Origin of the sequence: Paenibacillus lentus (assembly GCF_003931855.1) — a bacterium.
Classification (GTDB): domain Bacteria; phylum Bacillota; class Bacilli; order Paenibacillales; family Paenibacillaceae; genus Fontibacillus; species Fontibacillus lentus.
This window is the reverse complement of the sequence record NZ_CP034248.1, coordinates 4,274,073-4,298,511: the sequence shown is the minus strand read 5'-3', so window position 1 is coordinate 4,298,511 and position 24,439 is coordinate 4,274,073. Positions and strand designations below refer to the sequence as shown.

Genomic DNA, 24,439 nt, shown 5'->3' with positions numbered 1-24,439 from the left:
ATTCATAGAATGAAGCAAATCGAGCAAATCCGTATTAAAGAGGTGAATGGATGAATATCGGACTGACAGGCGGAATCGCAACAGGTAAAAGCACGGTCTCCCAAATGTTAGTCGAACGGGGTGCAATATTAATTGATGCTGATGTCATCGCCAGAGAGGTCATGGAACCAGGACATCCGGTGCTGCTTGAGGTACGGAAGCGTTTTGGTGCAGGCATAATTCAAGAGGATGGAACATTAAATCGTAAAAAGTTAGGCGAGATCGTCTTCTCCAATCCCAAGGAGCGTAAGGTGCTTAATGAGATTACCCATCCGGCCATTCGTTCGGAAATAAAGATGCGGATGGCTAATTATGAGGCTGCTCAGCCCGGCTGTCTCATCGTCGTGGACATACCGCTGCTGTATGAATCCGGGCTGGAGTCGATGTTTGAGCAAGTGATGGTGGTTTATGTGCCTCGTGAGATGCAGCTTAAGAGGCTGATGCAAAGAGACGGACTAACATTAGAACAGGCGGAGGCTAGAGTAGGAGCCCAGCTAGACATTGAAAGGAAGAAGGAGAGGGCGGATATTTTGGTGGATAATAGCCTCGGATTGGACAAGACGGAATTACAGATTGAAGATTTTTGGCGGAACAAGGGCTTATGAAGTGGCTTCGTAAAAAGAGAGTACTGCTTTTGTTGTTTCTCGGGTTTACCGTTATTTTATTTTTTAACTCCAAGTGGCTGGCCGTATTTTATCCGATTTACTATAAAGAGGAAATTAAGCTGCATGCACAGAAGCATGATCTTGATCCTTTGATGGTTGCGGCGATTATCCGGGTGGAGAGCAATTACAAGACAGGATCTGAATCTAGAAAAGGTGCGCTTGGCATTATGCAGATTATGCCGGAAACAGCCAAATGGGTAATCGAACAATCAAAGCTACCAGATATCTCCCTAGATAAGGTAAAAGAAGAAAGTGATGCCAATATTGCGATTGGTACCTGGTACTTGAAGTCCCTCTATGAACAATTTGAGGGGAACGAAATCGCCATGATTGCGGCATATAATGCAGGGCCGACGAATGTCCGTAATTGGCTGCGCAGTGGCAAGTGGGACGGAAGGCTTGAATCTGTTAAAAATATTCCTTTTGGCGAAACTAGACATTATGTGCAAAGAGTTACTCATTACTATGATCAATATTCTGACGTTTACGATGATCTGTAACGAGTGTCGTTTCTTTCATGATAGAAAAGCATTGGACAGGCTGGGCCTGAACCAATGCTTCTGAGATCAGTTAGTCATAATTATTGGAATTGACCTGCCAACTGTTGCTCGGCAATCGTTACCAAACGCTTGGTGATGTAGCCACCAATCGATCCGTTTTCGTAAGAAGTCAGGTTACCCGCATATCCGTCTTGTGGAAAAGAGATGCCAAGTTCCTGAGCTACTTCATATTTCATTTGCTCCAATGCTCCGGAAGCTTGTCTAACCACTAGGTTATTTGAAGAGTTATTATTTTGGGCCATGATATGTTCACCTCCTTGTGGTTGGTAAAAGTATTATGTACCGAACTTGTCATCTTCATTACGTTTTTTTTAGTTATTTATTGGTATTGTTCAACAAATCTAATAGTCAGTGGGGTAGCTTAACCAAATTTCTTAATAAAAAGGGGGTAAGAGCACTTTGAAATGCCCATATTGTGATTATTCGGGGACAAAGGTGCTTGACTCAAGACCAGCTAACGAGAACCGATCTATCCGTCGCAGGCGGGAGTGTGAGAAGTGTAGCCGCCGGTTCACGACATTTGAAATGGTGGAGGAAATGCCGCTGATCGTAATAAAGAAGGACGGCAGTCGCGAGGAGTTCAATCGCGAGAAGCTGCTTCGCGGTTTGATCCGTGCATGCGAGAAGCGGCCCGTATCTGTGGATCAGTTGGAGTCCATTGTCTCGGCCGCAGAGAGATCTCTTCGTCATACTGCAAATGCTGAGGTAGAAAGCCGCGAAATTGGGGAGCTTATTATGGAGCAGCTGTATCCGGTAGATGAAGTTGCTTATGTCAGATTTGCTTCGGTATATCGACAGTTCAAAGATATTAATATGTTTATGAAGGAATTGAAGGGACTGCTATCGAAAAGCAACGATCCGTCAGAACCCATGTAATTAAGGCAAATTTGGAGACATTGGAGGGAGGCTACATTCATGAAATGGAACAGCCTGGCCGGAAGGGCGCTTGGATTTCTTGCAGGCACGACATTGGGGAGTGGGATTGGCTTTCTGTTTCACTGGCAATCGTATAATTTAGTCGTGATTGTAAGTGCGCTTGGCGTCTTGGGGGCTATCCTTGGAGGTTGGACGGTCAAGATGTGCCTTCGCAACACCTCTGATGCAAGCTAATTTAATGAATGAAAAAATAATTTCGAAATTAGAATAATTAATACCCGTTTAATTCACGTTAAGTGGAAGAGGCGGGTATTAATTATTTTTTACACAGAGTTTACAAAACTCATACATGGGTTTGATAATCGGTTTCTATAATCAAGTTATAAACAAACAAGGGGGAAACCTTAACAATGAAAAAGAGTTTGATGTTAGTTTTGACTTTAGTACTAACTTTTACATTGGCCGCCTGCGGTCAAAACAACACGACAAATTCCAATGGCTCCGCGGATGCTCCAGGTACTACTAATGAGGGCTCGGGTAATGAGGCATCCTCCGAACTGTCCGGTTCTATCCTGGCTGTTGGTTCTTCCGCACTTCAACCTCTAGTGGATCAGGCATCCAAGAAGTTCATGGATCAAAATCCAAAGGTTTCTATCCAAGTGCAAGGTGGAGGTAGCGGTACAGGATTGACTCAAGTATCCGGTGGACAAGCTGACATTGGTAACTCCGATGTGTTTGCAGAAGAGAAGCTGGATGCAGCTCAAGCGGGAGAATTGGTTAGTCATCAAGTAGCTGTTGTTGCAATGGCTGCAGTTATTAATCCTGAGATTACTGTTGATAATCTTACGAAGGATCAATTGGTTGGCATCTTCACAGGTGAAATTACAAACTGGAGTGAAGTTGGCGGCCAGGATCAAAAAATTCAAATCGTAAATAGACCATCAAGCTCGGGTACTCGTTCAACGTTTGAGAAGTACGCCTTAGGCACAAAAACAGGAGACCTTAAGGGCTCCATTCAAGAGGAATCCTCGGGTAACGTTAAGAAGCTTGTGAAAGAGACACCTGGAGCGATCGGCTATCTAGCCCTCTCCTACTTGGATGGCTCTATCAAGAGTGTGAATTATGAAGGCGTTGAAGCGAATGTAGAAAATGTTGCTAACGGCAGCTATCCAATATGGGCTTATCAACATATGTATACAAAAGGCGAGCCAAATGAAGTCGTAAAAGCATTCCTTGACTACATGGCTTCCGATGATGTGCAAAATAACGATGTTGTTGAGCTTGGATATATTCCAGTCTCATCTATGCAAGTTTCACGCGATGTAGACGGCAACATTACGAATAAATAATTATTTTCATCATATCGGCAAGACGAGAGGCGGATTCTTCTGCCTCTTTCTGTGCTGTGTAAAGGGAGAGGTCTTATGGCTCGTACCGGCAGAAGACAAAAGCCAAAACAACATTTAATCGAAGAATGGACCGGTAAAATATTTACATCACTGTGCATCGTCTTCCTGGTAGTGACTATATTTTCGATAGTATATTTTGTTGCGACCAAAGGATTAAGCACTTTCTTAAAAGATGGCATTAGTTTTGCGGAGATTTTCGGCAGTAAAGAATGGAAGCCTGACGGAGAACCTCCACTTTTTGGCGCCTTACCATTCATTATTGGATCATTCAGTACATCTCTGCTCGCTGCACTGATTTCTGCTCCACTAGGTATTTGTGCGGCTTTGTTCATGATTGAAATCATGCCGAAAATCGGCAGAAAATATTTACAGCCTGTAATTGAATTGCTGGCAGGAATACCATCTGTTGTTTACGGATTTGTTGGCTTAAGTGTGGTCGTCCCATTTTATCGCGACGTATTTCCGGGACAGGGCCTAGGGATCGCAGCGGGGGCAACCGTCCTGTCTATTATGATTCTACCGACAATCACGTCGATTGCTACAGATGCGCTAGCAGCCTTGCCGTCTGGCTTGAAGGAAGGCTCTTATGCGCTAGGAGCAACGAGATGGCAGACGCTGTATCGCACAGTACTGCCTACGACGCTGCCAGCTTTAATGACTGGCGTCGTACTTGGGATGGCACGCGCCTTCGGGGAAGCATTGGCCGTTCAGATGGTCATTGGGAATGCTCCGCATATCCCAGGCTCGCTATTTGAATCCACATCAACATTAACGAGCGTTATTACATTAAGTATGGGTAACACTGTCATGGGAACGATGCAGAACAATGTACTCTGGACATTGGCTCTGATTCTCATGATGATGACCTTCGTGTTCGTCTTCGTTGTACGCTGGCTGGAAGGGAGGGCTAATCGATGAGTGCAAAAACAGCAGATAAAATCGCAACGGCCGTTATTGTAACCTTGGCTGGCTTCATCGTACTCATCCTTGCTGGATTGCTTGGATTTATCCTCGTCCGGGGACTGGGACATATTAGCTTTGACTTCCTAACTTCACCGCCGGAGACGATTAAAGAGGGCGGCGGAATTGGGCCGCAGCTATTCAATTCTTTGTTTCTGCTCGTGTTGACCTTATTGATCACAATTCCGTTAGGGCTTGGCGCGGGCATTTATATGAGCGAATATGCCAAGCCAGGCAAAGTAACGGATTTTATCCGGCTTATCGTGGAAGTGTTGTCTTCTTTCCCGTCAATCGTCGTCGGTTTGTTCGGATTGCTTGTTTTCGTCAACGTATTTGGGTTCGGCTTCTCACTATTCTCCGGTGCACTAGCGCTGACTGTGTTTAACTTGCCGCTGATGGTACGGATTACGGAACAGGGCTTGAACAGTGTCCCCATTGCTCAGAAGGAGGCTAGTCTTGCCCTCGGCCTGTCAAAATGGAAGACGATTCGCTCGATTATGTTGCCGATCGCTATGCCGATTATTTTGACAGGGACGATTCTCGCGGCGGGCCGTGTGTTTGGTGAAGCAGCTGCCCTGTTGTTTACGGCAGGTATGAGTAGTCCGAGACTCGATTTTACCGATTGGAATCCGTTCAGCCCAATGTCACCGCTGAATCCGTTCCGCCCGGCTGAGACACTGGCCGTTCATATCTGGAAGATCAATTCGGAAGGATTGGCACCGGACGCTCCGGAAATTGCGGCAGGAGCTTCGGCTGTACTCATAATCACCGTACTAGCATTCAATCTATTGGCTCGCTGGCTGGGGCGTGTCATGCACAAGAAATTTACAGCAACGAAATAGGGAGGAGCCTCAATGAGCAATATCGAACTTTCCGTCAAAGATCTGAGCGTGTACTACGGGGAGAAGCAGGCGGTTAAGAATGTATCTCTTGATTTTGAATCCAAACAGGTTACGGCGCTGATCGGTCCGTCCGGCTGTGGGAAATCGACCTTTCTTCGAAGTCTGAACCGAATGAACGATCTCATTAGCGGCGCAAAAATTACCGGAGAAATATGGATCGGTAACGAGAATATTAATGATCCTAAGACCGACGTGGTGCTGCTTCGCCAAAGGATCGGCATGGTCTGGCAAAAACCGAACCCATTCCATAAATCAATCTACGAGAACATTGCATTTGGTCCCCGTTACCATGGGATTAAGGATAAGAAGAAGCTAGATCAGATCGTTGAGGAATCTTTGACGAAGGCTGCTTTGTGGGACGAAACGAAGGACAGGCTGCACCGTTCAGCACTTTCGTTGTCTGGCGGGCAGCAGCAGCGGCTGTGCATTGCAAGATCGATTGCTGTCAATCCAAGCATTATTTTGATGGATGAACCTGCCTCTGCGCTTGATCCTGTGTCTACATCTAAAATCGAGGAGCTAATCGCCGATTTGAAGAAAGAGTACTGCATTATTATCGTTACACACAATATGCATCAAGCGGCACGGGTATCGGAGAAGACGGCATTTTTCCTTATGGGGGAAGTTGTTGAGTTTGATGATACGGATAAAGTATTTACAAATCCGAGTGAAAAACGAACGGACGACTATATCTCTGGTCGGTTCGGCTAGGGTGGATGGAGCGAAAAGGCAGGCTGGATTAAAGATCCAGCCTGCCTTTCGTTTGATGTGTTAGCACATAGCTGTGTCTTGTTTTGTATGAAATTGGCGCATCGCAAAGGTTTGGAGTACAATAAGCAGAGAAGATTTTTTGCCGGAAGTAGTCCAGTGATTGATGCAGGGCATAAGGCACGATGTCTATTATTCGTGAATTGTTGGATAGACTAGAAGCAGCGGAGCTGTCGTCATGACCGAGAACCGGACAGGCCTCTTGCCTTCTATCCGGTTCTTTTTGTTGCAAGCTTATATAGGGTTAGTGGTTAGAGCAAACTAATAACGAGCAGTTCATACAGTACTAACGGAAGAATGACATTGTTGTAGTAATACGAGCCGAACAATCCGCGGTTATACCCATCATAGGTGCCGTGCGCCCCATAGGGAGTGGGGATAGGATATCCCGGGTAACTCGGGTGTCCATGAACTCCGTAATACCCATCGTGCCCCGGATAACCATGTATCCCATAGTGTCCGTAATGCCCATGATGTCCGTATTGCGAGTCCGGGCCAGTTTGCTGACCGGGTATGACAAGGAAAAGCAAACCTCCATCTGTATGCGATAAGACACCTTCGTAACTTATACCGTCTAACGTTTGAATGCGTACCGGACGATTTGCATATTGCTTGCTGAGTTTATGCAGCTGATCCTTCATGTTTTTCATCGTTTGGACGGCATTTGAATTGGCTTGATACACGACTTGCTTATTTCTTTCATTGGATGTCATACGTTTAACCTCCACTATCATGCAATGTACTTAGCTGATGCCATCCTATGCTATAGCCCAGAAAGTGGTGTCTGTCATTTTTAACTCAAATAAAATTTAAATGAAGCCCCCTCCTAAGCGTTTTGGAACAAACATATTAGCTTGCTTGATTTTTGCAAGTAACCATCATAATTCTGCAAGGTACTGGTGGCATAAGGAGAGTTTTAATGAATGTGTTAGAGTGGATTGAGCTGATGTTCAAGCAGTATGGATATTTGGTATTGCTAATTGGACTTCCTATAGATTTCATTGCCCTGCCTCTGCCTCCGGGGCAAACGACACTTACGTTTACAGGTTATTTAGCCTATAAGGGCGTATTTCAATGGATACCGGCTATGGCGGTAGCTTTTGTCGGAGCTGCGATTGGAGTTACGGTTACGTATTTTATCGGATATAAAGTAGGGGCACCGCTTATAGACCGATATGGAAAATGGATATTTATTAAACCCTCCCAAATTGAGAAAACAAGACGAACCTATGATAAATATGGGAATAAAATGCTGTTGCTCAGTTTTTTCGTACCTGGAGTTCGGCAGTTTTTCGGGTATTTCGTTGGAATTATTCGAATTCCCTTTCGTACATTCGCTATCTATGCATATACAGGGGCGGCGTTCTGGGTATTTGTGTTTGTTAGCATTGGATATGTGTTTGGAGAGCAGTGGCAGCATATTTTTGAACTCGTCGAGAACTATTTGAAATACATATGTACAGGAATCGGAGCGCTGCTGATTTTCTGGTTTATCTGGAAATGGCGGAGGCTGCGCTTGAAGGAGACGAGGCGAGAGAAAGAACTCGGATAAAGATTGGGTATAATGGCCGCTTTGTGGAGGGAAGGGAACTTAAAGAGGGGGACGAATATTTATAAGCTAAAGGCGTCGGGTAATTTTACTCCAACGCCTTTTTAATCGTTTGGTAAATGTTCAGCTTCCTCTCGAACTTTTAGCAGTGACCAAATGGTGAATATATTGCTTAATACATTCAGTCCAGACGCAATGAGTGCCAAATCATCGGCAGTAAGATCCGCTAATTCGATATCTTGTTGCTGCGGCTTTTTATTTTTCGCCAAATTATCACCTGCTTAAAATCTTCTTCATTTATAGTATGCAGTTGTTTTCAATCAAGGCATGGGCATTGCTCATGTTTTCTTAATCCCTGTTGAATAACTCTGAAGGATCGTTGTCAGTTGAAAATGAATAGGGAGTTGTTTTTGATTCAAGCCTTCTTAATCTGTTATCATATTAGCTAGAAAAAGTGATTGTTCGGATTCTGGCTAAGACTTTATTATTGAAGGAAAGGGACAATGGAATGAGCTTTCAGTTGACGACAAGGGTCATCAAATTACTGTGCGGCGAGGTTAGTTATATGCGAGGGGCTGCTTACTCTCAAGGTGGGCGGGTTCATCTTCATGTTCCTAATCCCGAACCAGAAGCATCGGAGTTTACGGCGACGGTTCGAGGCAGCAAAAATTACACGGTTCATGTTAATATCGATGAAGATGGGGATGTAAAAGCTGAATGTTCTTGTCCGGCTTACGCAAAAGATGATAACTTTTGCAAGCATATTGCGGCGGTATTAATTCATACTCATGATTTAAAAAATGGAGGCGTTTCGCCTGTTAGGACGCATAGCATGACCTCGAATTTGGATGAGACGGGTGTGATGCAGGAAAAAAATACAATGGGTCATAAAAATACTTTGAACTCCCCGAAATCTAAAAGGAGTGCCGGCTCATTAGGCGGCTTGTACGGTGTGCAAAGATTTAGACGCGATTCGATGGAGGCGCGGGATGCAGGGGTCACAAAGGGGATATTAAGGATTTTTGATGATAAGCAGCAAGGGCGATTTAGCTTTACGAGGCATCTTGTGGACACAAAAACGCCGCTCCAGGTGGAAATTATTTGCAAGTTGCATCCTCACCGAGCGCAAAAGCATTTATTTGGTGTGGAGCTTAGAGTTGGTACAAAGCGGCTATATATTGTACAAAAGATTCGAGAATTTCTGGATTGCGTTGAACGCGGAGAGCCTTATGAGTTCACTAAGCATTTTACTTATGTCCCGGAGCTTCATTACTTCAGACCTGAAGATAGCATTATCCTCCGGCAGTTGCTGCATATTTACCGTAACGAAAAATTATATCAGGAGACGAGTTCCAAGGTTACGTCCTATTCGGCGTATGACAAACTGATTAGCGATGACCGAATGCTGCTTGTTCCGCCTTTTGCTTGGGATGCACTGCAGCCTTTGCTAACAGGAAACTCTGCTGTACAAATTACAGGGGAGCAGTACCGAGCCCATGCCTTTGAAATTTCCGAAGAGCCGCTTCCGCTTCATTTTGAGTTCGATGCGCACGAACCAGAGGGATATCAGCTTCGGATCGAGGGGCTTGATGAGCTCATCGTTTTAGAGGCTTACGGGCTGGTGCTGTCTGGTCAAAAGCTTATCCCCCTGCCTGCTCAGCAGTGCAACCGTTTATCCGAATTGAAGCATATGCTGTACTTTTCGCGAGGCGATGAGATTTATATCTCGGCTGAGCAAATGGAACCTTTTCTGGAAAAGGTCGTTCCCGGTCTCAAAAAATTAGGTACTGTTCAGATGAGTCCCTCGATTTCGGAGCAGATCGTACACGCGCCATTGAAGGCTAGATTATATTTGGATCGTGTGAGAGATCGACTCTTGGCTGGGCTTGAGTTCCAATATGGGGATATTGTCTTCAACCCGTTAGCGTCCCATGATGAAAGGCGTGGTGAAAGCCGCATACTTATGCGTGATAGCGATAAGGAAGGACGCATTATGAGCTTGATGGACGGCGGCCTATTCGCGCAGACGGATAGTGGATATTTCCTGGATGACGAGGATGGCGAATACGAATTTTTGTATCATGTCCTTCCCGAGCTGGAGAAGCTTCTCGACGTCTATGCAACCTCTGCGGTCAAAACGAGATTGTATACAGAGCACGCCCACCCACAAATCCGTATCGATGTGGATGAGCGAACCGACTGGTTGGAAATCAAGTTCGAGATGAAAGGCATTCCAGAAGCGGAAATTAAGAACGTGCTGAACTCGCTAGAGGAGAAGCGAAAGTACTATCGAATGCCGGATGGGGCCTTGATGCCGCTGGAAAGCAGTGAATTTCAAGAATTGGTTAAGCTCATGAATGAGATGGGGATTCACAGAGCTGATTTGAATGGAGCCGAGACGCGGTTGCCAGCTGTACGCGGACTGCATTTCATGAACTATTCCGCTACGACAAATAATGTAAAGCTGGGTAAATCATTACGGCGTCTACTGGAAAATATGCGAAACCCTGATCATCTGGATTTTCCTGTACCTGAGCAGCTTGATAGTGTGATGCGGGATTATCAGAAGTATGGCTATCAGTGGATGAAAACACTGGCACATTACCGATTCGGCGGTATTTTGGCTGATGATATGGGACTGGGTAAAACGCTGCAAAGCATTGCATTCATTCTATCAGTACTTCCAGAAATTAGGCAGCAGGATCTTCCAGCGCTGATTGTGGCACCAGCCTCTCTCGTCTATAACTGGCGGAATGAATTGACAAAATTCGCTCCTGACATCAAAGCAGTTATTGTAGATGGCAGCCGGACCGACCGGGGACGAACAATGAGGGATTCATCGGATATCGACGTCATCATTACGTCATATCCGCTATTGAGGCGGGACGTAGACCTATACGAGGGGCGATCATTCCACACGCTCATTTTGGATGAAGCGCAGGCTTTTAAAAATCATACGACTCAAACTGCGCAGGCGGTAAAGGCCATTTATGCGAAATACCGCTTTGCGCTAACGGGGACTCCGATCGAAAATTCATTGGAGGAGCTGTGGTCGATTTTTGAGGCCGTATTTCCAGCTTTATTCCCAGGCAAGAAAGAATTTAATGATATGTCCCGGGAGACGATTGCCAAAAGGATCCGCCCATTCTTGCTGCGCCGTTTGAAAACCGATGTACTTACGGAGCTTCCGGAAAAGATCGAGACGCTTCAGGCCTCCGAGCTGCTTCCCGAACAAAAGAAATTGTATCTTGCTTATTTGGCTAAGCTGCAGCAGGAGACGCTTAAGCATTTGGATCAGGATGAATTTAAGCGAAATCGGATAAAAATATTGGCCGGATTGACCCGGCTTCGTCAGCTATGCTGCCACCCGGCACTCTTTGTGGATGGCTACAGCGGCAGCTCGGCTAAATTCGAGCAGTTGTTCGAAATTGTGGAAGAATGCCGTAGCGCGGGGAAACGGATGCTGATCTTTTCGCAGTTCACGGAAATGCTGGGGATTATCGGACGAGAGCTGGGATACGAAGGCATTCCTTTCTTTTATCTGGATGGCAAGACTCCCGCTGCGGAACGGGTTGAGCTCTGCAATCGGTTCAACGGAGGCGAGAAGGATGTGTTTCTAATTTCGCTCAAGGCAGGCGGGACGGGGCTCAACCTCACTGGCGCCGACACGGTTATATTGTATGATCTGTGGTGGAACCCTGCCGTAGAGGAGCAGGCCGCAGATCGTGCTTACCGAATGGGACAGAAGAATGTAGTTCACGTTATTCGCTTAGTGACGCAAGGAACCGTCGAGGATAAAATGTACGAGCTTCAGCAGAAGAAGAGGAATCTGATCGATGAAGTGATTCAGCCGGGCCAGGAGGCGCTGTCTACATTGTCGGAAGAGGAGATCCGTGAAATTTTGATGATCTAGGCGAGAATTTTAGAAATAGCAGATAGAAAATAAAGCAACCATGTCCCAGCAAGGGACATGGTTGCTGTTTTAAGAGCGTCTACATTTGGTTTAGGCTGTGAAGTCCAGTTGGTTACTTATCGACAACCGCTTTTGTTACATCTGCCTGTTCGCTTTGGGATTGGATCATATTGTTCACGGCGCTAAACAACGCTTTGACCGAAGAGGTCATAATATCCACGTCAATGCCGCAGCCCCAATGAACTTTGCCGTCTGCAGCTGTTATGCCGACGTAGGAGACCGCTTGGGAGCTAGAGCCTACCTCAAGTGCATGCTCTTTGTAGACTAAGTTGCTGTAGCTGATGCTAAGCTTAGATTGCAGGGCGTTGCTGATCGCGTCAAGCCGTCCGTTTCCAATGCCGTTAAGCTCTTGGATTACTTCATTCTCTTTCACCGTAATCGTCGTCTCGTAGTCGTCATGATGCGTGAAATGATATTTAAGGAACTCGACAGGCGATTTGATATTGACATAGACATCCTTGAAAATATCGTAAATTTCGTTTGCCACCAATTCTTTGCTTAAGCGGTCGGAGACATTTTTCACACGATAGCCGAAATCCTCGCGCATTTTTGGCGGAAGATCGAGGCCGTAATGCTGTTCGAGCAGGTAACCGATGCCGCCCTTGCCGGATTGGCTGTTAATGCGGATGACATCGCCTTCGTATTCCCGGCCGATATCCTTAGGATCGATCGGTAGATAAGGAACCGTCCAATGCTCGCAATTATGCTCCTCGCGCCACTTCATGCCTTTGGCGATCGCGTCCTGGTGGGAACCGGAGAAGGCGGCGAACACGAGCTTGCCCGCGTACGGCTGTCTTTCGTTTACTTTCATTTTGGTCATGCGCTCGTAAACTTCGATGACTTCCGGGATGTTCTCGAAGTTCAGCTTCGGATCGACGCCATGAGAATACATGTTCAAGGCTAGGGTTACAATGTCGACGTTCCCTGTGCGTTCCCCATTGCCGAACAATGTGCCTTCGACTCTTTGACCGCCAGCAAGCAAGCCAAGCTCTGTATCAGCAATTCCGGTTCCGCGGTCATTATGAGGGTGCAGGGACAGGATGACATTGTCACGGTACTTCATATGATCGCTCATGTACTCAATTTGGCTGGCATAGACGTGGGACATCGACATAGAGACTGTTGCCGGCAGGTTGATGATGACCTTGTTATCTGCAGTTGGCTGCCATACATCGAGGACGGCATTGCAAATTTCAAGCGCAAATTCAATCTCGGTTCCCGTGAAGCTTTCCGGTGAGTATTGGAATTTAAAGTTACCTTCGGTTTCTGCCGCGTATTTTTTCAGAAGCTTGGCTCCGGTTACCGCAATATCGATAATTTCCTGCTTGGATTTCCGGAATACCTGTTGACGCTGAGCTACTGAGGTGGAATTGTAGAGATGGACTACCGCCTGCTTAGCTCCTTTAAGTGATTCAAACGTCTTTTGAATTATATGCTCCCTAGATTGAGTCAGCACTTGGATCGTCACGTCATCAGGAATGAGATTTTGTTCGATCAAGGTACGTAGGAAAGTGTATTCTGTCTCGGAAGCGGCGGGGAACCCCACCTCGATTTCCTTAAAACCCAACTTGACGAGTAGTTGGAAAAATTCCAGCTTCTCCTCCAGATTCATCGGCACGACGAGTGCTTGGTTCCCATCGCGCAGGTCGACGCTACACCAGGTAGGGGCTTCGGTGATGTACTCTTTCTGAGTCCATTTCAGACTAGTTTGCGGAGGCATAAAATAGCCTCTGGTGTATTTGTTGTAATTTTTCATGTGAATGACCACCTTTCCATCGATTTAGAGTCTTCATAAATTTACAGCACATTTGTATTTGGAGTATAAAAAAAGCCTTCCGTCTCCAAAAGAACTTAGAGACGAAAGGCTGTTGTCAGCTTACGCGGTACCACTCTGATTCATACCGTTAAGGTATGCACTCTGCGGATACGGGCTGCGTACTCCAATGAGACACGGCCTTATATCCTCCTAATATAACGGTTAGGCTCCGGCTCCACCTACTCTAATACAATTTCAGCGAGCTACTTCAAGGCGAGTTCGGATTTGGCTTGCGGCTGTTTTACACCGACCAACAGCTCTCTGGGCGCTTGCATGATCCTACTATTCCTTTTCAACGTATTTAAATATTGACGTTAGTTTACTACAACGATGCGTGGGAATCAAGATGTTTTTAGTATGGCTTGCTAAAGTTCTTGTACGGAATGTTTAAATTGATGTGTGGATTCTATGGAGTGAATGGCCGTACAACCTGTACTGTAGCAGTGACGTAACTTTCTTTGTAATAGGCATAAATTCTGGTCGTTCCGGCTTTGAGTCCCACGAGGTCGCCATTCTGGTCATAGTCGGCAATTTCCGGATTCTCGCTTATGTACGTCGTGAGATGGGTGATGTCAGTTCGCTTGGCGGTCGAATCATCGTACATGTACATTCTCGTATCCAGCTTGTCTCCGACGGCGAGCGAATACTCGGTGGAATCCAGAGAGAAGCTAGGATGCTCCACTTCACTTGAATCCCCAGGTAACACGATAATCGGCAAAGTGGCCTGTAAGCCCTGATGGTTTGCGACAAGGCGCGTAGTGCCTGACTCGATTCCTGTTATCCTGCCCAGGCTGTCCACAGCTGCAATTGAAGGATCTGCGATCTGATACTGGGCGGCAGCCGAAAGTGTATCCATAAATCCATCTGAATAGACGGCCTGAATGACGGTGGATGCGCTATCACCTTTGTGTAATTTTTTCTCGGATTCCGTAAAAGTGATCTGTGTCAGCGTTCGTTCGCCGGGTGGAGCAGGTTCCTGCGGTTTGGGTAGCTTGCTCAGCTGAGCTTTATAGATGTCTCCGTGTTTGATTGTGCTCGTTACGATGAACCCGCCGTCTGAGGCTGCGGCCGCTTCGCCAAGGTTATACAGCGACGGGCCCTCGTACAGATAATCGCTCAGCACTTGCCCCTCATCGTCGATGGTAAGGGCAGTATATTGTCTCCTTACTTCCGGATAGACCCCATTCGTATTGGCTCCGATCAGAGCATAACCGTATTCGGCCGGAAGTAGTTGACTATAAACCCTAGTCCCTGATTCATAATCCGAGGGATAAGCATTTTCCCAGACAAGGCTGCCGTTAGCATCGATTTTAGCCAGCATATTTGCAACTTTGCCGAATGAGGACTTGCGGTACCCGATCAGATAGCCGCCGTCTTTGGCTGGGATAAGGGTATGGGCGAGGAAGGTTCCCGTCTGATCCTGGTACTGCTTGTTCCAATCGATCTCACCTTGCTCGTTCAGCTTAATGATGAGCAGAGCATTTTGGATTTCAACAGGTTCATAGTATTCTCTTGTAATACTTCCTACAGCGAGAAATCCGCCGTCCGGAGTTTGAACGATATCGTAAATATCCTGGTCATCCCCGAACCAATATTTCTTAAACCACAGTTGCTCGCCGAGAATATTTGTTCGAAGGGCGAAGGCTTTATAGAAGCCGGCGCTGGTTGCGCCAAATCCCGCGACTGCAAAGCCGCCGTCCTCGGTCTCGATGACTGAGAGAGAGTAGTTATGGTAGTACGGGTCATCATAAGTATTTTGCCATTGTATGCTGCCGCTGCCATCCAGCTTAACCATGTAGAGCATGCTGTAAGGCTTGCCGCTGTAATCCGTGATCGTGCCTGTGACCAAGTAACCGCCGTCCTTCGTTTCTACGGCATTTCTGGCTTGGTCATTCGAAGAGTAGTTGATTTTTGTTTCCCATTCCGTATTGCCTATTGAATCGGTTTTCACGATGTAAGCAAGTGAGTCTAAATAGCCCGAAGCGCCTATTTCCTTAATTTCTCCTAGCAATAAGTATCCACCGTCTGACGTGGCGATTACTCCTTTGCCGGATGAGTGGTTCCCATAGTCTTTTGACCATTCCATAGTAGTTTGTTCCAAACTGGAAGCTGCATAGCTATGTTTGGTTAGGCTGGGAATTCCGGTAAATCCAGACAGAGCAATTAACAATACCATGAACCATAAGCTTGAGCTGCGAAATAGAGATTTAATCAATCTTTCCCACTCCTCTCATTTTGAAAACAAGATTACTTGCGAGTTGGACAGCAGCCTTACTTGATGTGATAAACCTGGAGTATATATCATTATGATTTTAAAGCGGAATATAATTAATCCCACTAAAAGCACATATCCCTATGAATATGTAATTATTTTTCTTTTATGGTAGATAAGTGTCTTTCGGGACTTTAGAAACAGTTGCTGGAAGTTGTAATACAATTTATTCCGACTTAAGGGATGCATACGAAGTCATATCTCCATTAGAATATGGCAAGAAAATGATATTAGTACAAAGGGCTTGACATATGGCAAGCTATTTAATACAATGAAATAGTCGCTTACGGGGTCTTAGCTCAGCTGGGAGAGCGCTTCGCTGGCAGCGAAGAGGTCAGGGGTTCGATCCCCCTAGACTCCATACCATACACAATATACGGAACCACGCCACTGCAGCCTGTTAGGCTGCTTTTACTAAATTATCGTGTTTTTGTATGATAAGTCGTACAAATTACACCCATATTCAGTGAAATTAACTGATTTGTACGATTCATCGTACAAAATCAGAGGTTCGATAGGATTGACGACGATATTTGTACGACCAATCTTACAAATCGTCCTGAATCAACGGATTGTACTTAGGTTTGAATGATAAATCGAACAAAGTTACATTATGGCGAAGCATGCCCCGAGTTATTTCTGCTTGAGCAGGAATTACCGGGGCGTTTTTATGTTTTTTGAAAAATTTTAAAGGAGGCTAATTGGATGAGCTTTGAAATCGAACATGAAAAATGGATCAGCTGGCATTTGAGTCGTCGTTATGGAGAGCGTAAAGACGCTTTAAAGCGGGGACACGGTTATGGAAACCAATTATTTGCAGAGAAAATTTGGTGGCCGTTAGTCGGGCATTTTCAAGGCTTGCATCCAGAGTACGAGGTGTTGGATTGGCGCGGGCGGTCGTATTTTGTAGACTTCATGTGGATATTAGGAGCACTCCGTTTTGCATTCGAAATAATGGACTATGGCTCGCATGGCAAAGACCGCACTAAATATCGGATGGATCTGAATCGGGGATTGTTCCTGCAATCCCAACAATGTCATGTCATATCAATCTCTCTTGATGAGATGAAAGAAAATCCTGCGCTCATTCAAGCGATCCTGCGTAATATGTTGGCTCCGTATTTCACTCCGGTAAGCCTATGCTGCAACCGTATGGAAGAATAGAACGAATGTTGATCCGTTATGCGGCATGTCATAACCGAATCGTCCGTCCTGTGGAAGCAGCAATCGAACTAGAACTTCACAAGCAAACGGTCATTAAATATTGCAGCAAGTTGGTACTCAAGGGGAAGCTTCGGCCTGTTCCTTCAGGTAGTTCAGGTAAAATTTACAAATATGAACTTTTGGGATCACTTTTTAGTTTTGAATGATGTGATAGGATTGAGTGCCATTCCTTTTTGTGCTTGAGGGAATTATGAGCTAATCGCTGCTCTTCGCATATTGCTTTGGAGATTTGCCGATGGCAGCTTTAAAATCTTTGCTAAAGTGGGCTTGGTCGAAATAGCCGAGATCCATTGCCAACTGAGTTATATCCACTCCACGTTCTATTAACTCGACCGCCTCATGCATCCGATAGCGCCGGATGACCCATTTAGGGCTCACACCTATATATTGCTGGAACAAACGCTGTAATGTTCTCTTGGAAATTTCAAACTGGTCGACTAAGTGTTCGACTTTGGTGATGTCAGCATTATAAATGATTTTATCTACCACTTCATTCAGCAAGTCCACCGTTTTATCATGCTCAGGCATATTTTGCTGTAATAACTGTTCAACGAACTTAATCTTTTCATCTTGATTTTGAAGTGAAAATAGTTGCTTTTCAAAAGAGTTAATATCCAGGGAAAAGTAATCGGAAATATTTACGATTTGATCAGTAAGTGTGGAAACAGATGCTTTAAAATAACTATGGAAAGCTCCAGGTCTAAAAAGAATCCCCACAATCTGCCCTTTATCTTGTAAAATATTCAGGGATTTTTTGCTTTCTATTCCGCAGATGTACGAATTGCCAGGCTGGAAAACGACATTTACTCCCGGATGCTGTAAAACTTCTTGGGTATAGGGGGGCTGTCCTCGTAAGTCCCAATCGACAAGCCAATAATGTTGAATAAAAAACCGGAGACTGTCGGACGGAGCGTGACGAGTAATTGAAAACTTGTTTTTGTTCGTGTTATAACGCAAAATTCCCATATTCGGATTGCGATTACTTTTCACTTATTTCACTCCTCTAACATTAATATCTAAATTCATTTATGATTTGGCGCGATTTTACAATAAATAATGAATAAGACATGGTAGGATCCATTATAAACTACAATTGATTCAACTGGACGAAGTAAAATTTATTAAACGAGTAAAAATGATTAGTTTATAGTGGGAGGAATTAAATATGAAATTGGAGTATGTATTTTACATTGACACAAAACCTGAGCAAGTATGGGATGTTTTGGTCAATCCGGAGAAATCTTTTAAAGCCTTTATGGGCGGAGTGATTCAATCAACATATCAAGTTGGTGATGATATTCAATTTGTAGGACCGGGTGTCGATGGAGATGAGACTGTTCATATTTATGGAAAATTACTTCAATATGAACCGAATCGAATTTTAAGCTACACGGATCACCCTGGTCCTTCTCATTACGCCGAACATGCTCAGATGGAAAGCCGAGTTACTTTATCTTTGGAATTAGTAGGGGCATGTACAAAATTACACCTTATTAATGATCAATGGACAGAAGATAATCCTCTTTTCAGTAAAACAGAACAATATTGGTGGATGATCCTAAGTAACATTAAGACGATTGCAGAAACTGGAAGGTCTCTGGATTTAGGTTTCTAGCATATGCGCATATGGATGCATTGGTTTTGTTGGGGAGGAAGCGGTAAAATATAAGTTGTGCGGTTGAAACCGCCAAAGCAATCGGTCTAGACGCAAATATGTGAGGTGTTAGATATAGGCCTGATAGATTGTAAAGGGGAGGGGATTGATTTGATTAATGATACGGACCTGAAGTATTTACGACGCTGTATTCAACTTGCAAAGGATGCCCTGGAGGCTGGTGATGAGCCATTTGGCTCGGTATTGGTCTCATCCGATGGAGAAGTGCTTGCAGAAGACCATAATCATGTCGCCGGCGGAGACCATACCCAGCACCCGGAGTTTGCGTTGGCTCGCTGGGCAGCGAATAACCTGACGGAGGAAGAGCGGGAAAAGGCGACGGTATATACCTCCGGTGAACATTGCCCGATGTGCGCTGCAGCGCATGGCTGGGTCGGGTTAGGGAGGATTGTTTATGCGAGTTCCTCCAAACAGTTGGCTCAATGGTTAAGTGAACTCGGGGTTCCCGCGTCGCGCGTACGCAATCTTTCCATCCAGGATGTTATTCGTGATACTGTCGTGGACGGTCCTGTGCCTGAGCTCGCAGAGGAAGTTCGTGAGCTCCATCGTCAGTTTTACTTGAAGAAGCATTGATGCTAGCGTCATCAAAGGAGGTTGATCCGGCGAGGATCGGCCTCTTTCTTGAATATTCTTTTATTTTGAAGTAAAGCGCATGAATTTATCACTAATTGTTATGGTATTAATTCTGATTAGAATATATTAACATTTTGTTGGGCTGTTGGGCTATATAGATCATCGTATGGAGGAATAGGATGAGCTTATTCAGCAAGTTTCTTGTATTGGCTTTCAAGGAGAAATATGCGTATAAATTTGATTTTTACATATCAATCCTGGCCAGTTTGCTAGTTATCGTCGTGCAAATTAACGTCTGGGAAGCTTTATACAAGGGGAGCACAGTGGATTCAGCAAGCTTGCAGCAGATGATCACATACGTTATGATCTCTTCGATTATTTTTACGCTTACGAAGTCTGAGGCGGGGAATAAGATTGGGAGAAAAATAGAAGACGGCTCCATTATCAGCGATTTCACGAGACCTGTAAACTTCAAAAATTATTTATTCGCTGAAGACCTCGGCAATAACTTCTTTCAGGTCATCTTTATCTCCTTTCCAGCCGTGTTCATCGTAAGCTTGTTTTGTGGCTTCTCTTGGCCTGGAAGTTTCCTCAATTCTATCATCTTTGTCATCTCTGTCGTACTCGGCGTCCTCATTTCCTTTTATATCAAGTATAATATAGGGTTGTTTGCTTTTTGGCTGGAGACCTCATGGTATATTCCCTTCTTTGTGTTTGCGGTCTTTGAATTATTCTCGGGATCAACGATTCCGTTATGGTTCTTTCCGGAGTGGCTGAAAAACATATGCTATTTGCTTCCTTTCCGCATGATTTTCTTCGAGCCGATCTCCATATTCCTAAATAAATACTCCTATGATGATTCAATATCCATCCTCGGCATTCAGTTGCTTTGGCTGATGGTACTCGTTGTTCTCGAGAAGCTGATCTGGTCCGGCGCCCAGAAAAAGATCGTGGTACATGGAGGATAAATGATGCATTACGTACAACTGTATATCGAGTTTATTAAAATAAGAATACTCGGAATCGCTGAGTATAGGAAAGCGTTTATCCTTGGAGTTATCGCCCAGTTTGTTTCTTACTTTGCGGAATTTTTTCTGATATGGGTCGTCGTGACGCGATTTCAGACGATCAATGGATGGGAAGCGCCGGAGGTACTGCTTCTCTACGGATTAAATTTATGCTCGTATGCGATTGCAGGCTTCTTCTTTTTCAATCCAACGGTACAATTATCGGCCATGATTAAGGACGGAACCTTTGATGAATTGCTCGTGAAGCCCTTGAACAGCTTTTGGTACTTAGTGTGCAGGGAGTTCAATTCCGGTTATTTAAGCCACTTTCTATTGTCCCTTCTTGTGATTGCCTATTCGATTCATTCACTGCAAATCCCCTTGCATCTCGTGAATAGTATGTTCCTGGTCGTTACTCTGATCGGAGGGTCTTTAATTCAAGGAGCGGCACTGATTATTACGTCTGTCCCGGCTTTCTGGGTCGTTGAGAGTGGGGGACTCAGGGATATTCTATTCTTCCAGGCAAAAGGGTTCATTCGCTATCCGATCTCTATTTTTGCAACGCCGATTCAAGTCATTTTAACGTTAATTCTTCCTTATGCTTTTATTAACTTCTATCCGGCGCAATTTTTCCTGGATAAGCATGATTTCTCCATATTCAATCCCGTCTTTCAGTATTTGACGCCTGTCATTGGAATAGGGCTTTTCTGTTTAGCCTATCTATTTTGGAGTGTGGGAATTAATCACTATAAGAGTACTGGCTCGTAAGGGGGATTCATATGTCTTTAATACAGGTCGCTGATGTAAACAAAGAGTTTAGGATCAACAGGAGGCAGAAAGGGGTCGCCTCTTCCTTAAGGGCCTTGTTTAAAAGGGATTACAGCATAAAACACGCCGTCAAAGATTTGTCCTTCGAAATTGATGAAGGTGAAGTCGTCGGCTATATCGGCTCCAATGGGGCGGGGAAATCTACCACGATCAAAATGCTATCTGGGATTCTTGTTCCGACGAGCGGCAGCGTTGTCGTAGATGATTTGGTGCCTTACAAGAACAGAAAGGTCAACGCAAGGAAAATAGGGGTTGTATTTGGTCAACGTACGCAGCTGTATTGGAATCTTCCGATGGAGGAAACTTTTGATTTGTATAAGAAGATATACAAAATCGATGCCGCGGAATTCAAGCGAAATGTAGACTTTTTTGTTGAGCTGTTGGAGATGCAGCCATTCTTAAGAACTCCAGTCAGGCAGTTAAGTCTGGGTCAAAGAATGAGGGCGGAGCTAGTGGTCTCTTTGCTGCATGATCCTAAAATCCTTTATCTGGATGAGCCTACTATAGGGCTTGATATTCTCGTAAAGCAGAAGATTAGAAAATTCATCAGGCAGCTGAATCAAGAGAAAAACACGACGGTCATTTTGACTACCCATGATATGGATGATATCGATCAAATTTGCCATCGTGTGATTACGATTGAGAAGGGCGAGAAGATTTTTGACGGTTCGCTAGATCTCTTTAAACATACTTATAGTGTGGGCCATCAACTTACCGTTAATTTTAAAGTTAAATATAACGACATTACTGATCCAAGGTTAAAGGTGTTGGATTCGCAAGAAAATAGGATCACTGTTCTCTTCAAAAAAGAAGAAATCAGTGTTACAGAATGCCTCGCTATGATGTCGGAAATAGGTGAAATTGAAGATATCAAAATTAAGGAACCTGATATGGAGGAAGCTGTTGAAAATTTATATACCGTGGGAAGCATCTAAATCAATCTAAAGAAAGCGCATACTTTTCCACTTGCCAAAATACGGAAGTGGTGTTATTCTGACTTTGGAATTGTTACTGAAAAGGCAAAACCCAGGACATGTAGTCTACATGTTTTGGGCCTTGCCTTTTTTCGTACTTATAGTCCTGAAGTTGCTTTGTCGTTACAAATCAAATAATGGGGAGCTTGTCCGGTTTTGAACGGGAGCTATAGCAGTTTAGTGAAGAGGTGAACTTTATGTACAAGGAAATACCAGATGCAAGGACTTGGACAAACATAAAGCAGATTTATGCAGGATGGTCGAGTGATAAGAAATATTATATTCAGACCAACGATGATAGAGAAATGCTGCTTAGATTGGCGGACATAATGCAGCATGATCGGAAGAAACTGGAGTTTGAATCTGTTGAGCGCCTAAAAGATACAGATATCCGTATACCTCGTCCCGTGGACTTTGGAATTTGTGATGAAGGCAAGTCCGTTTACTCCCTGTATACTTGGGTTGAAGGCCAGGATGCTAAAGAAGCTATTCCTAAACTCTCCTGCTCAGAACAATATCGGCTTGGCTTGAAGTCTGGAGAGATATTAAAAGCTATGCATGAAATTCCGGTACTAAATCGCTCTTCATCCTGGGCCGAGCGCTATAATCTTAAAATCGATAGATATATTGCCAATTACAGCACATGCGGGATTCATTTTAAGGGAGCGGAGCAAGTTCTAAACTATATTGAAACCCATCGATTTTTATTGGAGAGCAGGCCGATGACCTTTCAGCATGGGGATTATCATGTCGGTAATATGGTCGTTTCAAGCTCCGGGGAGCTGGGCATCATTGATTTTAATCGCTTAGATGATGGAGATCCTTGGGAGGAATTTAATCGTATTACCTGGTGTGCTAATGAGAGCGCAGAATTCGCCTCAGGGCGGATTCATGGATATTTTCATGGTGAGGTGCCAGAATCGTTTTTCAAGTTAATGGCATTATATATAGCGTGTAATCAAATCGCATCTGTTCCCTGGTCGATTCCCTATGGCGAATCACAAGTGAATTATATGCTGGAACAGGTAGAGCAAGTGCTGGATTGGTATAACGGTTTTGAAATCTCGGTTCCAAGCTGGTATTTGCCAAGCTAAGACATTGAAAAAGTACCCGTTTATTAGTAAAGTTAACAGAAGCGCATTTTGCGGATGATTCAATAAATAGAGACAGCATGGTACGAGTGAGGAGGAAATGTATTCTATGGTTAAAGTGTTATTTGTATGTCTGGGTAATATTTGCAGATCTCCGATGGCGGAAGCTGTATTTCGCAGCCAGGTGAAAGAGGCCGGATTAACGGATCGGATCACAGTTGATTCCGCGGGAACGGGGGATTGGCATATCGGCAAGCCGCCGCATGAAGGGACTCGCAAAATTTTAAAGCAATACGGCATCGATGATGCGGGAATGTTCGCGAGACAGGTTAGCAAAAATGATTTTCATGACTTCCAATACATCATTGCCATGGACGATATGAACGTCAAGGATTTGGCGCAGTGGTTCCCGGAAGACCGCAAGGTTGAAGTGAAGAAGATGCTTGATTTCGTGCCGAAGCATGCCGGAGGAAATGTCCCGGATCCTTACTATACCGGAAATTTTCAGGAAGTATATGAAATGGTCGAGGAAGGTTGCCAGCGTCTGCTGCAAGTCATTCGAGAGGAGCAGGGCTTGAATTGATATCCAGCATCGCAACATGCTGCGGTGCGTTGAACGGGAAGATCCATATGGTGAAGAAAGAAGGAGGCGGCTGCATAATGCAGCCGTTTTTTTTGAATTGACAGAGTGGCTGGTAATGAAGTATATTAATGTTGATAAATAGTTAATCGAACTTAAATATTGGATGTGGTAAAATGAATGAAGAACTTCTTTCTTTCGTACGAGAAATCAATGAAATCGATTATGCATGTAATACGATGTTGGCTAAAGAATATGCAGGCTTGTTGGATGAGAGCATTACGAACAGCCAAATCATTATGCTGGGTCACATTCATAAGCATGGACGCCTTCTCACAGGTGAATTATCAAAGATGATGAACATTACGCCAAGCGCCGTCAGTCAGACATTAAATAAGCTGGAGAAGGGAGGTTATATTAAACGTTCCATTAATCCCGACAATCGGCGGGAAATTTTTGTTGAACTGGATATCAAAGGCGTAAGTTATATGGATCGCAATGAGGAGATCGAGAAATCGATTATAAACCGTTTCTATTCCAAACTTGATATGGCTGATTTAAAGACATTAAGGGACATTATGAGAAAATTCAGGAAAATTATAGAGAAAGAACAGAATAACTTGTAAATATTCCCTAGAGAGATAGAACGTTTTTTTGGCTAATAGTTAAGTTTGATTAAATATTTATTATAATTAATT

25 protein-coding genes, 1 tRNA gene and 1 other annotated feature are annotated in these 24,439 nt (G+C 44.5%); of the genes, 20 read left to right on the top strand and 6 right to left on the bottom strand.

The features are described from left to right. Positions 1-50: 50 nt before the first annotated feature. Both coaE and EIM92_RS19485 read left to right on the top strand, forming a co-directional pair. Complete coding sequence (gene coaE / locus EIM92_RS19490; RefSeq protein WP_125084246.1) at positions 51-644, top strand: dephospho-CoA kinase; 594 nt, start codon at positions 51-53, stop codon at positions 642-644. Further along, positions 641-1,204, top strand: coding sequence for a lytic transglycosylase domain-containing protein (locus tag EIM92_RS19485; RefSeq protein WP_125084245.1), 564 nt, complete (start codon positions 641-643; stop codon positions 1,202-1,204). Before coaE ends, EIM92_RS19485 begins: the two co-directional genes overlap by 4 nt. An 80-nt stretch (positions 1,205-1,284) precedes the next feature. Here the strand turns inward: EIM92_RS19485 and EIM92_RS19480 are convergent, their stop codons facing one another. Beyond that, positions 1,285-1,506, bottom strand: a complete 222-nt coding sequence (locus EIM92_RS19480; RefSeq protein WP_125084244.1) for an alpha/beta-type small acid-soluble spore protein — start codon at positions 1,504-1,506, stop codon at positions 1,285-1,287. Positions 1,507-1,663: 157 nt separating this feature from the next. Between EIM92_RS19480 and nrdR the strand changes: the two genes are divergently transcribed. The 6 genes from nrdR to pstB all read left to right on the top strand — a co-directional run bounded on the left by nrdR (position 1,664) and on the right by pstB (position 6,122). Further along, positions 1,664-2,140, top strand: coding sequence for a transcriptional regulator NrdR (nrdR, locus tag EIM92_RS19475; protein WP_125084243.1), 477 nt, complete (start codon positions 1,664-1,666; stop codon positions 2,138-2,140). 39 nt (positions 2,141-2,179) lie between these two features. Beyond that, complete coding sequence (locus EIM92_RS19470; protein WP_125084242.1) at positions 2,180-2,374, top strand: hypothetical protein; 195 nt, start codon at positions 2,180-2,182, stop codon at positions 2,372-2,374. A gap of 176 nt (positions 2,375-2,550) precedes the next feature. Continuing rightward, positions 2,551-3,489: a phosphate ABC transporter substrate-binding protein gene (locus tag EIM92_RS19465; RefSeq protein ID WP_125084241.1), complete on the top strand. Its 939-nt coding sequence runs from the start codon at positions 2,551-2,553 to the stop codon at positions 3,487-3,489. Between the two features lie 75 nt (positions 3,490-3,564). Continuing rightward, a complete protein-coding gene (gene pstC, locus EIM92_RS19460; RefSeq protein ID WP_125084240.1) occupies positions 3,565-4,467 on the top strand; it encodes a phosphate ABC transporter permease subunit PstC in 903 nt (300 codons plus the stop codon). Beyond that, complete coding sequence (gene pstA, locus EIM92_RS19455; RefSeq protein ID WP_125084239.1) at positions 4,464-5,351, top strand: phosphate ABC transporter permease PstA; 888 nt, start codon at positions 4,464-4,466, stop codon at positions 5,349-5,351. Before pstC ends, pstA begins: the two co-directional genes overlap by 4 nt. Positions 5,352-5,363: 12 nt before the next feature. After that, positions 5,364-6,122, top strand: coding sequence for a phosphate ABC transporter ATP-binding protein PstB (pstB, locus tag EIM92_RS19450; protein WP_125084238.1), 759 nt, complete (start codon positions 5,364-5,366; stop codon positions 6,120-6,122). 308 nt (positions 6,123-6,430) lie between these two features. Here pstB and EIM92_RS24345 read toward each other — a convergent pair whose 3' ends face one another. Beyond that, on the bottom strand, positions 6,431-6,892 hold the full coding sequence (locus EIM92_RS24345) for a hypothetical protein (protein ID WP_246021069.1): 462 nt from the start codon (positions 6,890-6,892) through the stop codon (positions 6,431-6,433). 206 nt (positions 6,893-7,098) lie between these two features. Here EIM92_RS24345 and EIM92_RS19440 point away from each other — a divergent pair, with 206 nt between their 5' ends. After that, a complete protein-coding gene (locus EIM92_RS19440) occupies positions 7,099-7,731 on the top strand; it encodes a DedA family protein (protein WP_125084237.1) in 633 nt (210 codons plus the stop codon). A gap of 101 nt (positions 7,732-7,832) precedes the next feature. On the opposite strand, the gene EIM92_RS23790 is transcribed toward EIM92_RS19440, so the two are convergent. Further along, positions 7,833-7,997: a hypothetical protein gene (locus EIM92_RS23790; protein WP_164515160.1), complete on the bottom strand. Its 165-nt coding sequence runs from the start codon at positions 7,995-7,997 to the stop codon at positions 7,833-7,835. 239 nt (positions 7,998-8,236) lie between these two features. On the opposite strand from EIM92_RS23790, the gene EIM92_RS19435 reads away from it, so the two are divergent. Next, the gene (locus EIM92_RS19435) at positions 8,237-11,641 is read left to right on the top strand and encodes a DEAD/DEAH box helicase (RefSeq protein ID WP_125084236.1); all 3,405 of its coding nucleotides are present in this window, start codon (positions 8,237-8,239) and stop codon (positions 11,639-11,641) included. A 112-nt stretch (positions 11,642-11,753) separates the two neighbouring features. On the opposite strand, the gene EIM92_RS19430 is transcribed toward EIM92_RS19435, so the two are convergent. After that, positions 11,754-13,457, bottom strand: a complete 1,704-nt coding sequence (locus EIM92_RS19430) for a 2-isopropylmalate synthase (RefSeq protein WP_125084235.1) — start codon at positions 13,455-13,457, stop codon at positions 11,754-11,756. 94 nt (positions 13,458-13,551) lie between these two features. Continuing rightward, positions 13,552-13,822, bottom strand: a binding site (T-box leader). Between the two features lie 101 nt (positions 13,823-13,923). Beyond that, positions 13,924-15,732, bottom strand: coding sequence for a hypothetical protein (locus tag EIM92_RS19425; RefSeq protein ID WP_125084234.1), 1,809 nt, complete (start codon positions 15,730-15,732; stop codon positions 13,924-13,926). A gap of 345 nt (positions 15,733-16,077) precedes the next feature. Between EIM92_RS19425 and EIM92_RS19420 the strand changes: the two genes are divergently transcribed. Together EIM92_RS19420 and EIM92_RS19415 are read left to right on the top strand one after the other, a co-directional pair. Continuing rightward, positions 16,078-16,150 (top strand) — tRNA-Ala (locus EIM92_RS19420). A gap of 344 nt (positions 16,151-16,494) precedes the next feature. After that, positions 16,495-16,953 (top strand): hypothetical protein, encoded by a 459-nt coding sequence (locus EIM92_RS19415; RefSeq protein WP_246021067.1) that lies wholly within the window; start codon positions 16,495-16,497, stop codon positions 16,951-16,953. 255 nt (positions 16,954-17,208) lie between these two features. Here EIM92_RS19415 and EIM92_RS19410 read toward each other — a convergent pair whose 3' ends face one another. Continuing rightward, entirely contained in the window at positions 17,209-18,003 is a 795-nt protein-coding gene (locus tag EIM92_RS19410) for a helix-turn-helix domain-containing protein (RefSeq protein WP_125084233.1), read from the bottom strand. Between the two features lie 175 nt (positions 18,004-18,178). Between EIM92_RS19410 and EIM92_RS19405 the strand changes: the two genes are divergently transcribed. The 8 genes from EIM92_RS19405 to EIM92_RS19370 all read left to right on the top strand — a co-directional run bounded on the left by EIM92_RS19405 (position 18,179) and on the right by EIM92_RS19370 (position 24,367). Then, positions 18,179-18,628 (top strand): SRPBCC domain-containing protein, encoded by a 450-nt coding sequence (locus EIM92_RS19405; RefSeq protein WP_125084232.1) that lies wholly within the window; start codon positions 18,179-18,181, stop codon positions 18,626-18,628. Positions 18,629-18,778: 150 nt separating this feature from the next. After that, on the top strand, positions 18,779-19,261 hold the full coding sequence (locus EIM92_RS19400; RefSeq protein WP_125084231.1) for a nucleoside deaminase: 483 nt from the start codon (positions 18,779-18,781) through the stop codon (positions 19,259-19,261). Between the two features lie 179 nt (positions 19,262-19,440). Beyond that, entirely contained in the window at positions 19,441-20,229 is a 789-nt protein-coding gene (locus EIM92_RS19395; RefSeq protein WP_125084230.1) for an ABC transporter permease, read from the top strand. After that, the gene (locus EIM92_RS19390; RefSeq protein ID WP_125084229.1) at positions 20,230-21,036 is read left to right on the top strand and encodes an ABC transporter permease; all 807 of its coding nucleotides are present in this window, start codon (positions 20,230-20,232) and stop codon (positions 21,034-21,036) included. It begins immediately after the preceding gene. 11 nt (positions 21,037-21,047) lie between these two features. Further along, the gene (locus EIM92_RS19385) at positions 21,048-22,031 is read left to right on the top strand and encodes an ABC transporter ATP-binding protein (protein ID WP_125084228.1); all 984 of its coding nucleotides are present in this window, start codon (positions 21,048-21,050) and stop codon (positions 22,029-22,031) included. Positions 22,032-22,258: 227 nt separating this feature from the next. After that, a complete protein-coding gene (locus tag EIM92_RS19380) occupies positions 22,259-23,164 on the top strand; it encodes an aminoglycoside phosphotransferase family protein (protein ID WP_125084227.1) in 906 nt (301 codons plus the stop codon). 106 nt (positions 23,165-23,270) lie between these two features. Continuing rightward, a complete protein-coding gene (locus EIM92_RS19375) occupies positions 23,271-23,744 on the top strand; it encodes a low molecular weight protein-tyrosine-phosphatase (protein ID WP_125084226.1) in 474 nt (157 codons plus the stop codon). 173 nt (positions 23,745-23,917) lie between these two features. Then, positions 23,918-24,367, top strand: a complete 450-nt coding sequence (locus EIM92_RS19370) for a MarR family winged helix-turn-helix transcriptional regulator (RefSeq protein ID WP_125084225.1) — start codon at positions 23,918-23,920, stop codon at positions 24,365-24,367. Positions 24,368-24,439: the final 72 nt, after the last annotated feature.

Excerpts from the sequence above, each read along its gene's own strand:
- EIM92_RS19390 (WP_125084229.1), top strand. The coding sequence starts at position 20,230 with ATGATGCATTACGTACAACTGTATATCGAGTTTATTAAAATAAGAATA.
- EIM92_RS19430 (WP_125084235.1), bottom strand. The coding sequence starts at position 13,457 with ATGAAAAATTACAACAAATACACCAGAGGCTATTTTATGCCTCCGCAA.
- EIM92_RS19470 (WP_125084242.1), top strand. The coding sequence starts at position 2,180 with ATGAAATGGAACAGCCTGGCCGGAAGGGCGCTTGGATTTCTTGCAGGC.
- pstC (WP_125084240.1), top strand. The coding sequence starts at position 3,565 with ATGGCTCGTACCGGCAGAAGACAAAAGCCAAAACAACATTTAATCGAA.
- coaE (WP_125084246.1), top strand. The coding sequence starts at position 51 with ATGAATATCGGACTGACAGGCGGAATCGCAACAGGTAAAAGCACGGTC.
- EIM92_RS24345 (WP_246021069.1), bottom strand. The coding sequence starts at position 6,892 with ATGACATCCAATGAAAGAAATAAGCAAGTCGTGTATCAAGCCAATTCA.
- EIM92_RS19375 (WP_125084226.1), top strand. The coding sequence starts at position 23,271 with ATGGTTAAAGTGTTATTTGTATGTCTGGGTAATATTTGCAGATCTCCG.
- EIM92_RS19415 (WP_246021067.1), top strand. The coding sequence starts at position 16,495 with ATGAGCTTTGAAATCGAACATGAAAAATGGATCAGCTGGCATTTGAGT.
- EIM92_RS19370 (WP_125084225.1), top strand. The coding sequence starts at position 23,918 with ATGAATGAAGAACTTCTTTCTTTCGTACGAGAAATCAATGAAATCGAT.
- pstA (WP_125084239.1), top strand. The coding sequence starts at position 4,464 with ATGAGTGCAAAAACAGCAGATAAAATCGCAACGGCCGTTATTGTAACC.
- EIM92_RS19485 (WP_125084245.1), top strand. The coding sequence starts at position 641 with ATGAAGTGGCTTCGTAAAAAGAGAGTACTGCTTTTGTTGTTTCTCGGG.
- pstB (WP_125084238.1), top strand. The coding sequence starts at position 5,364 with ATGAGCAATATCGAACTTTCCGTCAAAGATCTGAGCGTGTACTACGGG.
- EIM92_RS19465 (WP_125084241.1), top strand. The coding sequence starts at position 2,551 with ATGAAAAAGAGTTTGATGTTAGTTTTGACTTTAGTACTAACTTTTACA.
- EIM92_RS19480 (WP_125084244.1), bottom strand. The coding sequence starts at position 1,506 with ATGGCCCAAAATAATAACTCTTCAAATAACCTAGTGGTTAGACAAGCT.
- EIM92_RS19395 (WP_125084230.1), top strand. The coding sequence starts at position 19,441 with ATGAGCTTATTCAGCAAGTTTCTTGTATTGGCTTTCAAGGAGAAATAT.
- EIM92_RS19435 (WP_125084236.1), top strand. The coding sequence starts at position 8,237 with ATGAGCTTTCAGTTGACGACAAGGGTCATCAAATTACTGTGCGGCGAG.
- EIM92_RS19385 (WP_125084228.1), top strand. The coding sequence starts at position 21,048 with ATGTCTTTAATACAGGTCGCTGATGTAAACAAAGAGTTTAGGATCAAC.
- EIM92_RS19440 (WP_125084237.1), top strand. The coding sequence starts at position 7,099 with ATGAATGTGTTAGAGTGGATTGAGCTGATGTTCAAGCAGTATGGATAT.
- EIM92_RS19405 (WP_125084232.1), top strand. The coding sequence starts at position 18,179 with ATGAAATTGGAGTATGTATTTTACATTGACACAAAACCTGAGCAAGTA.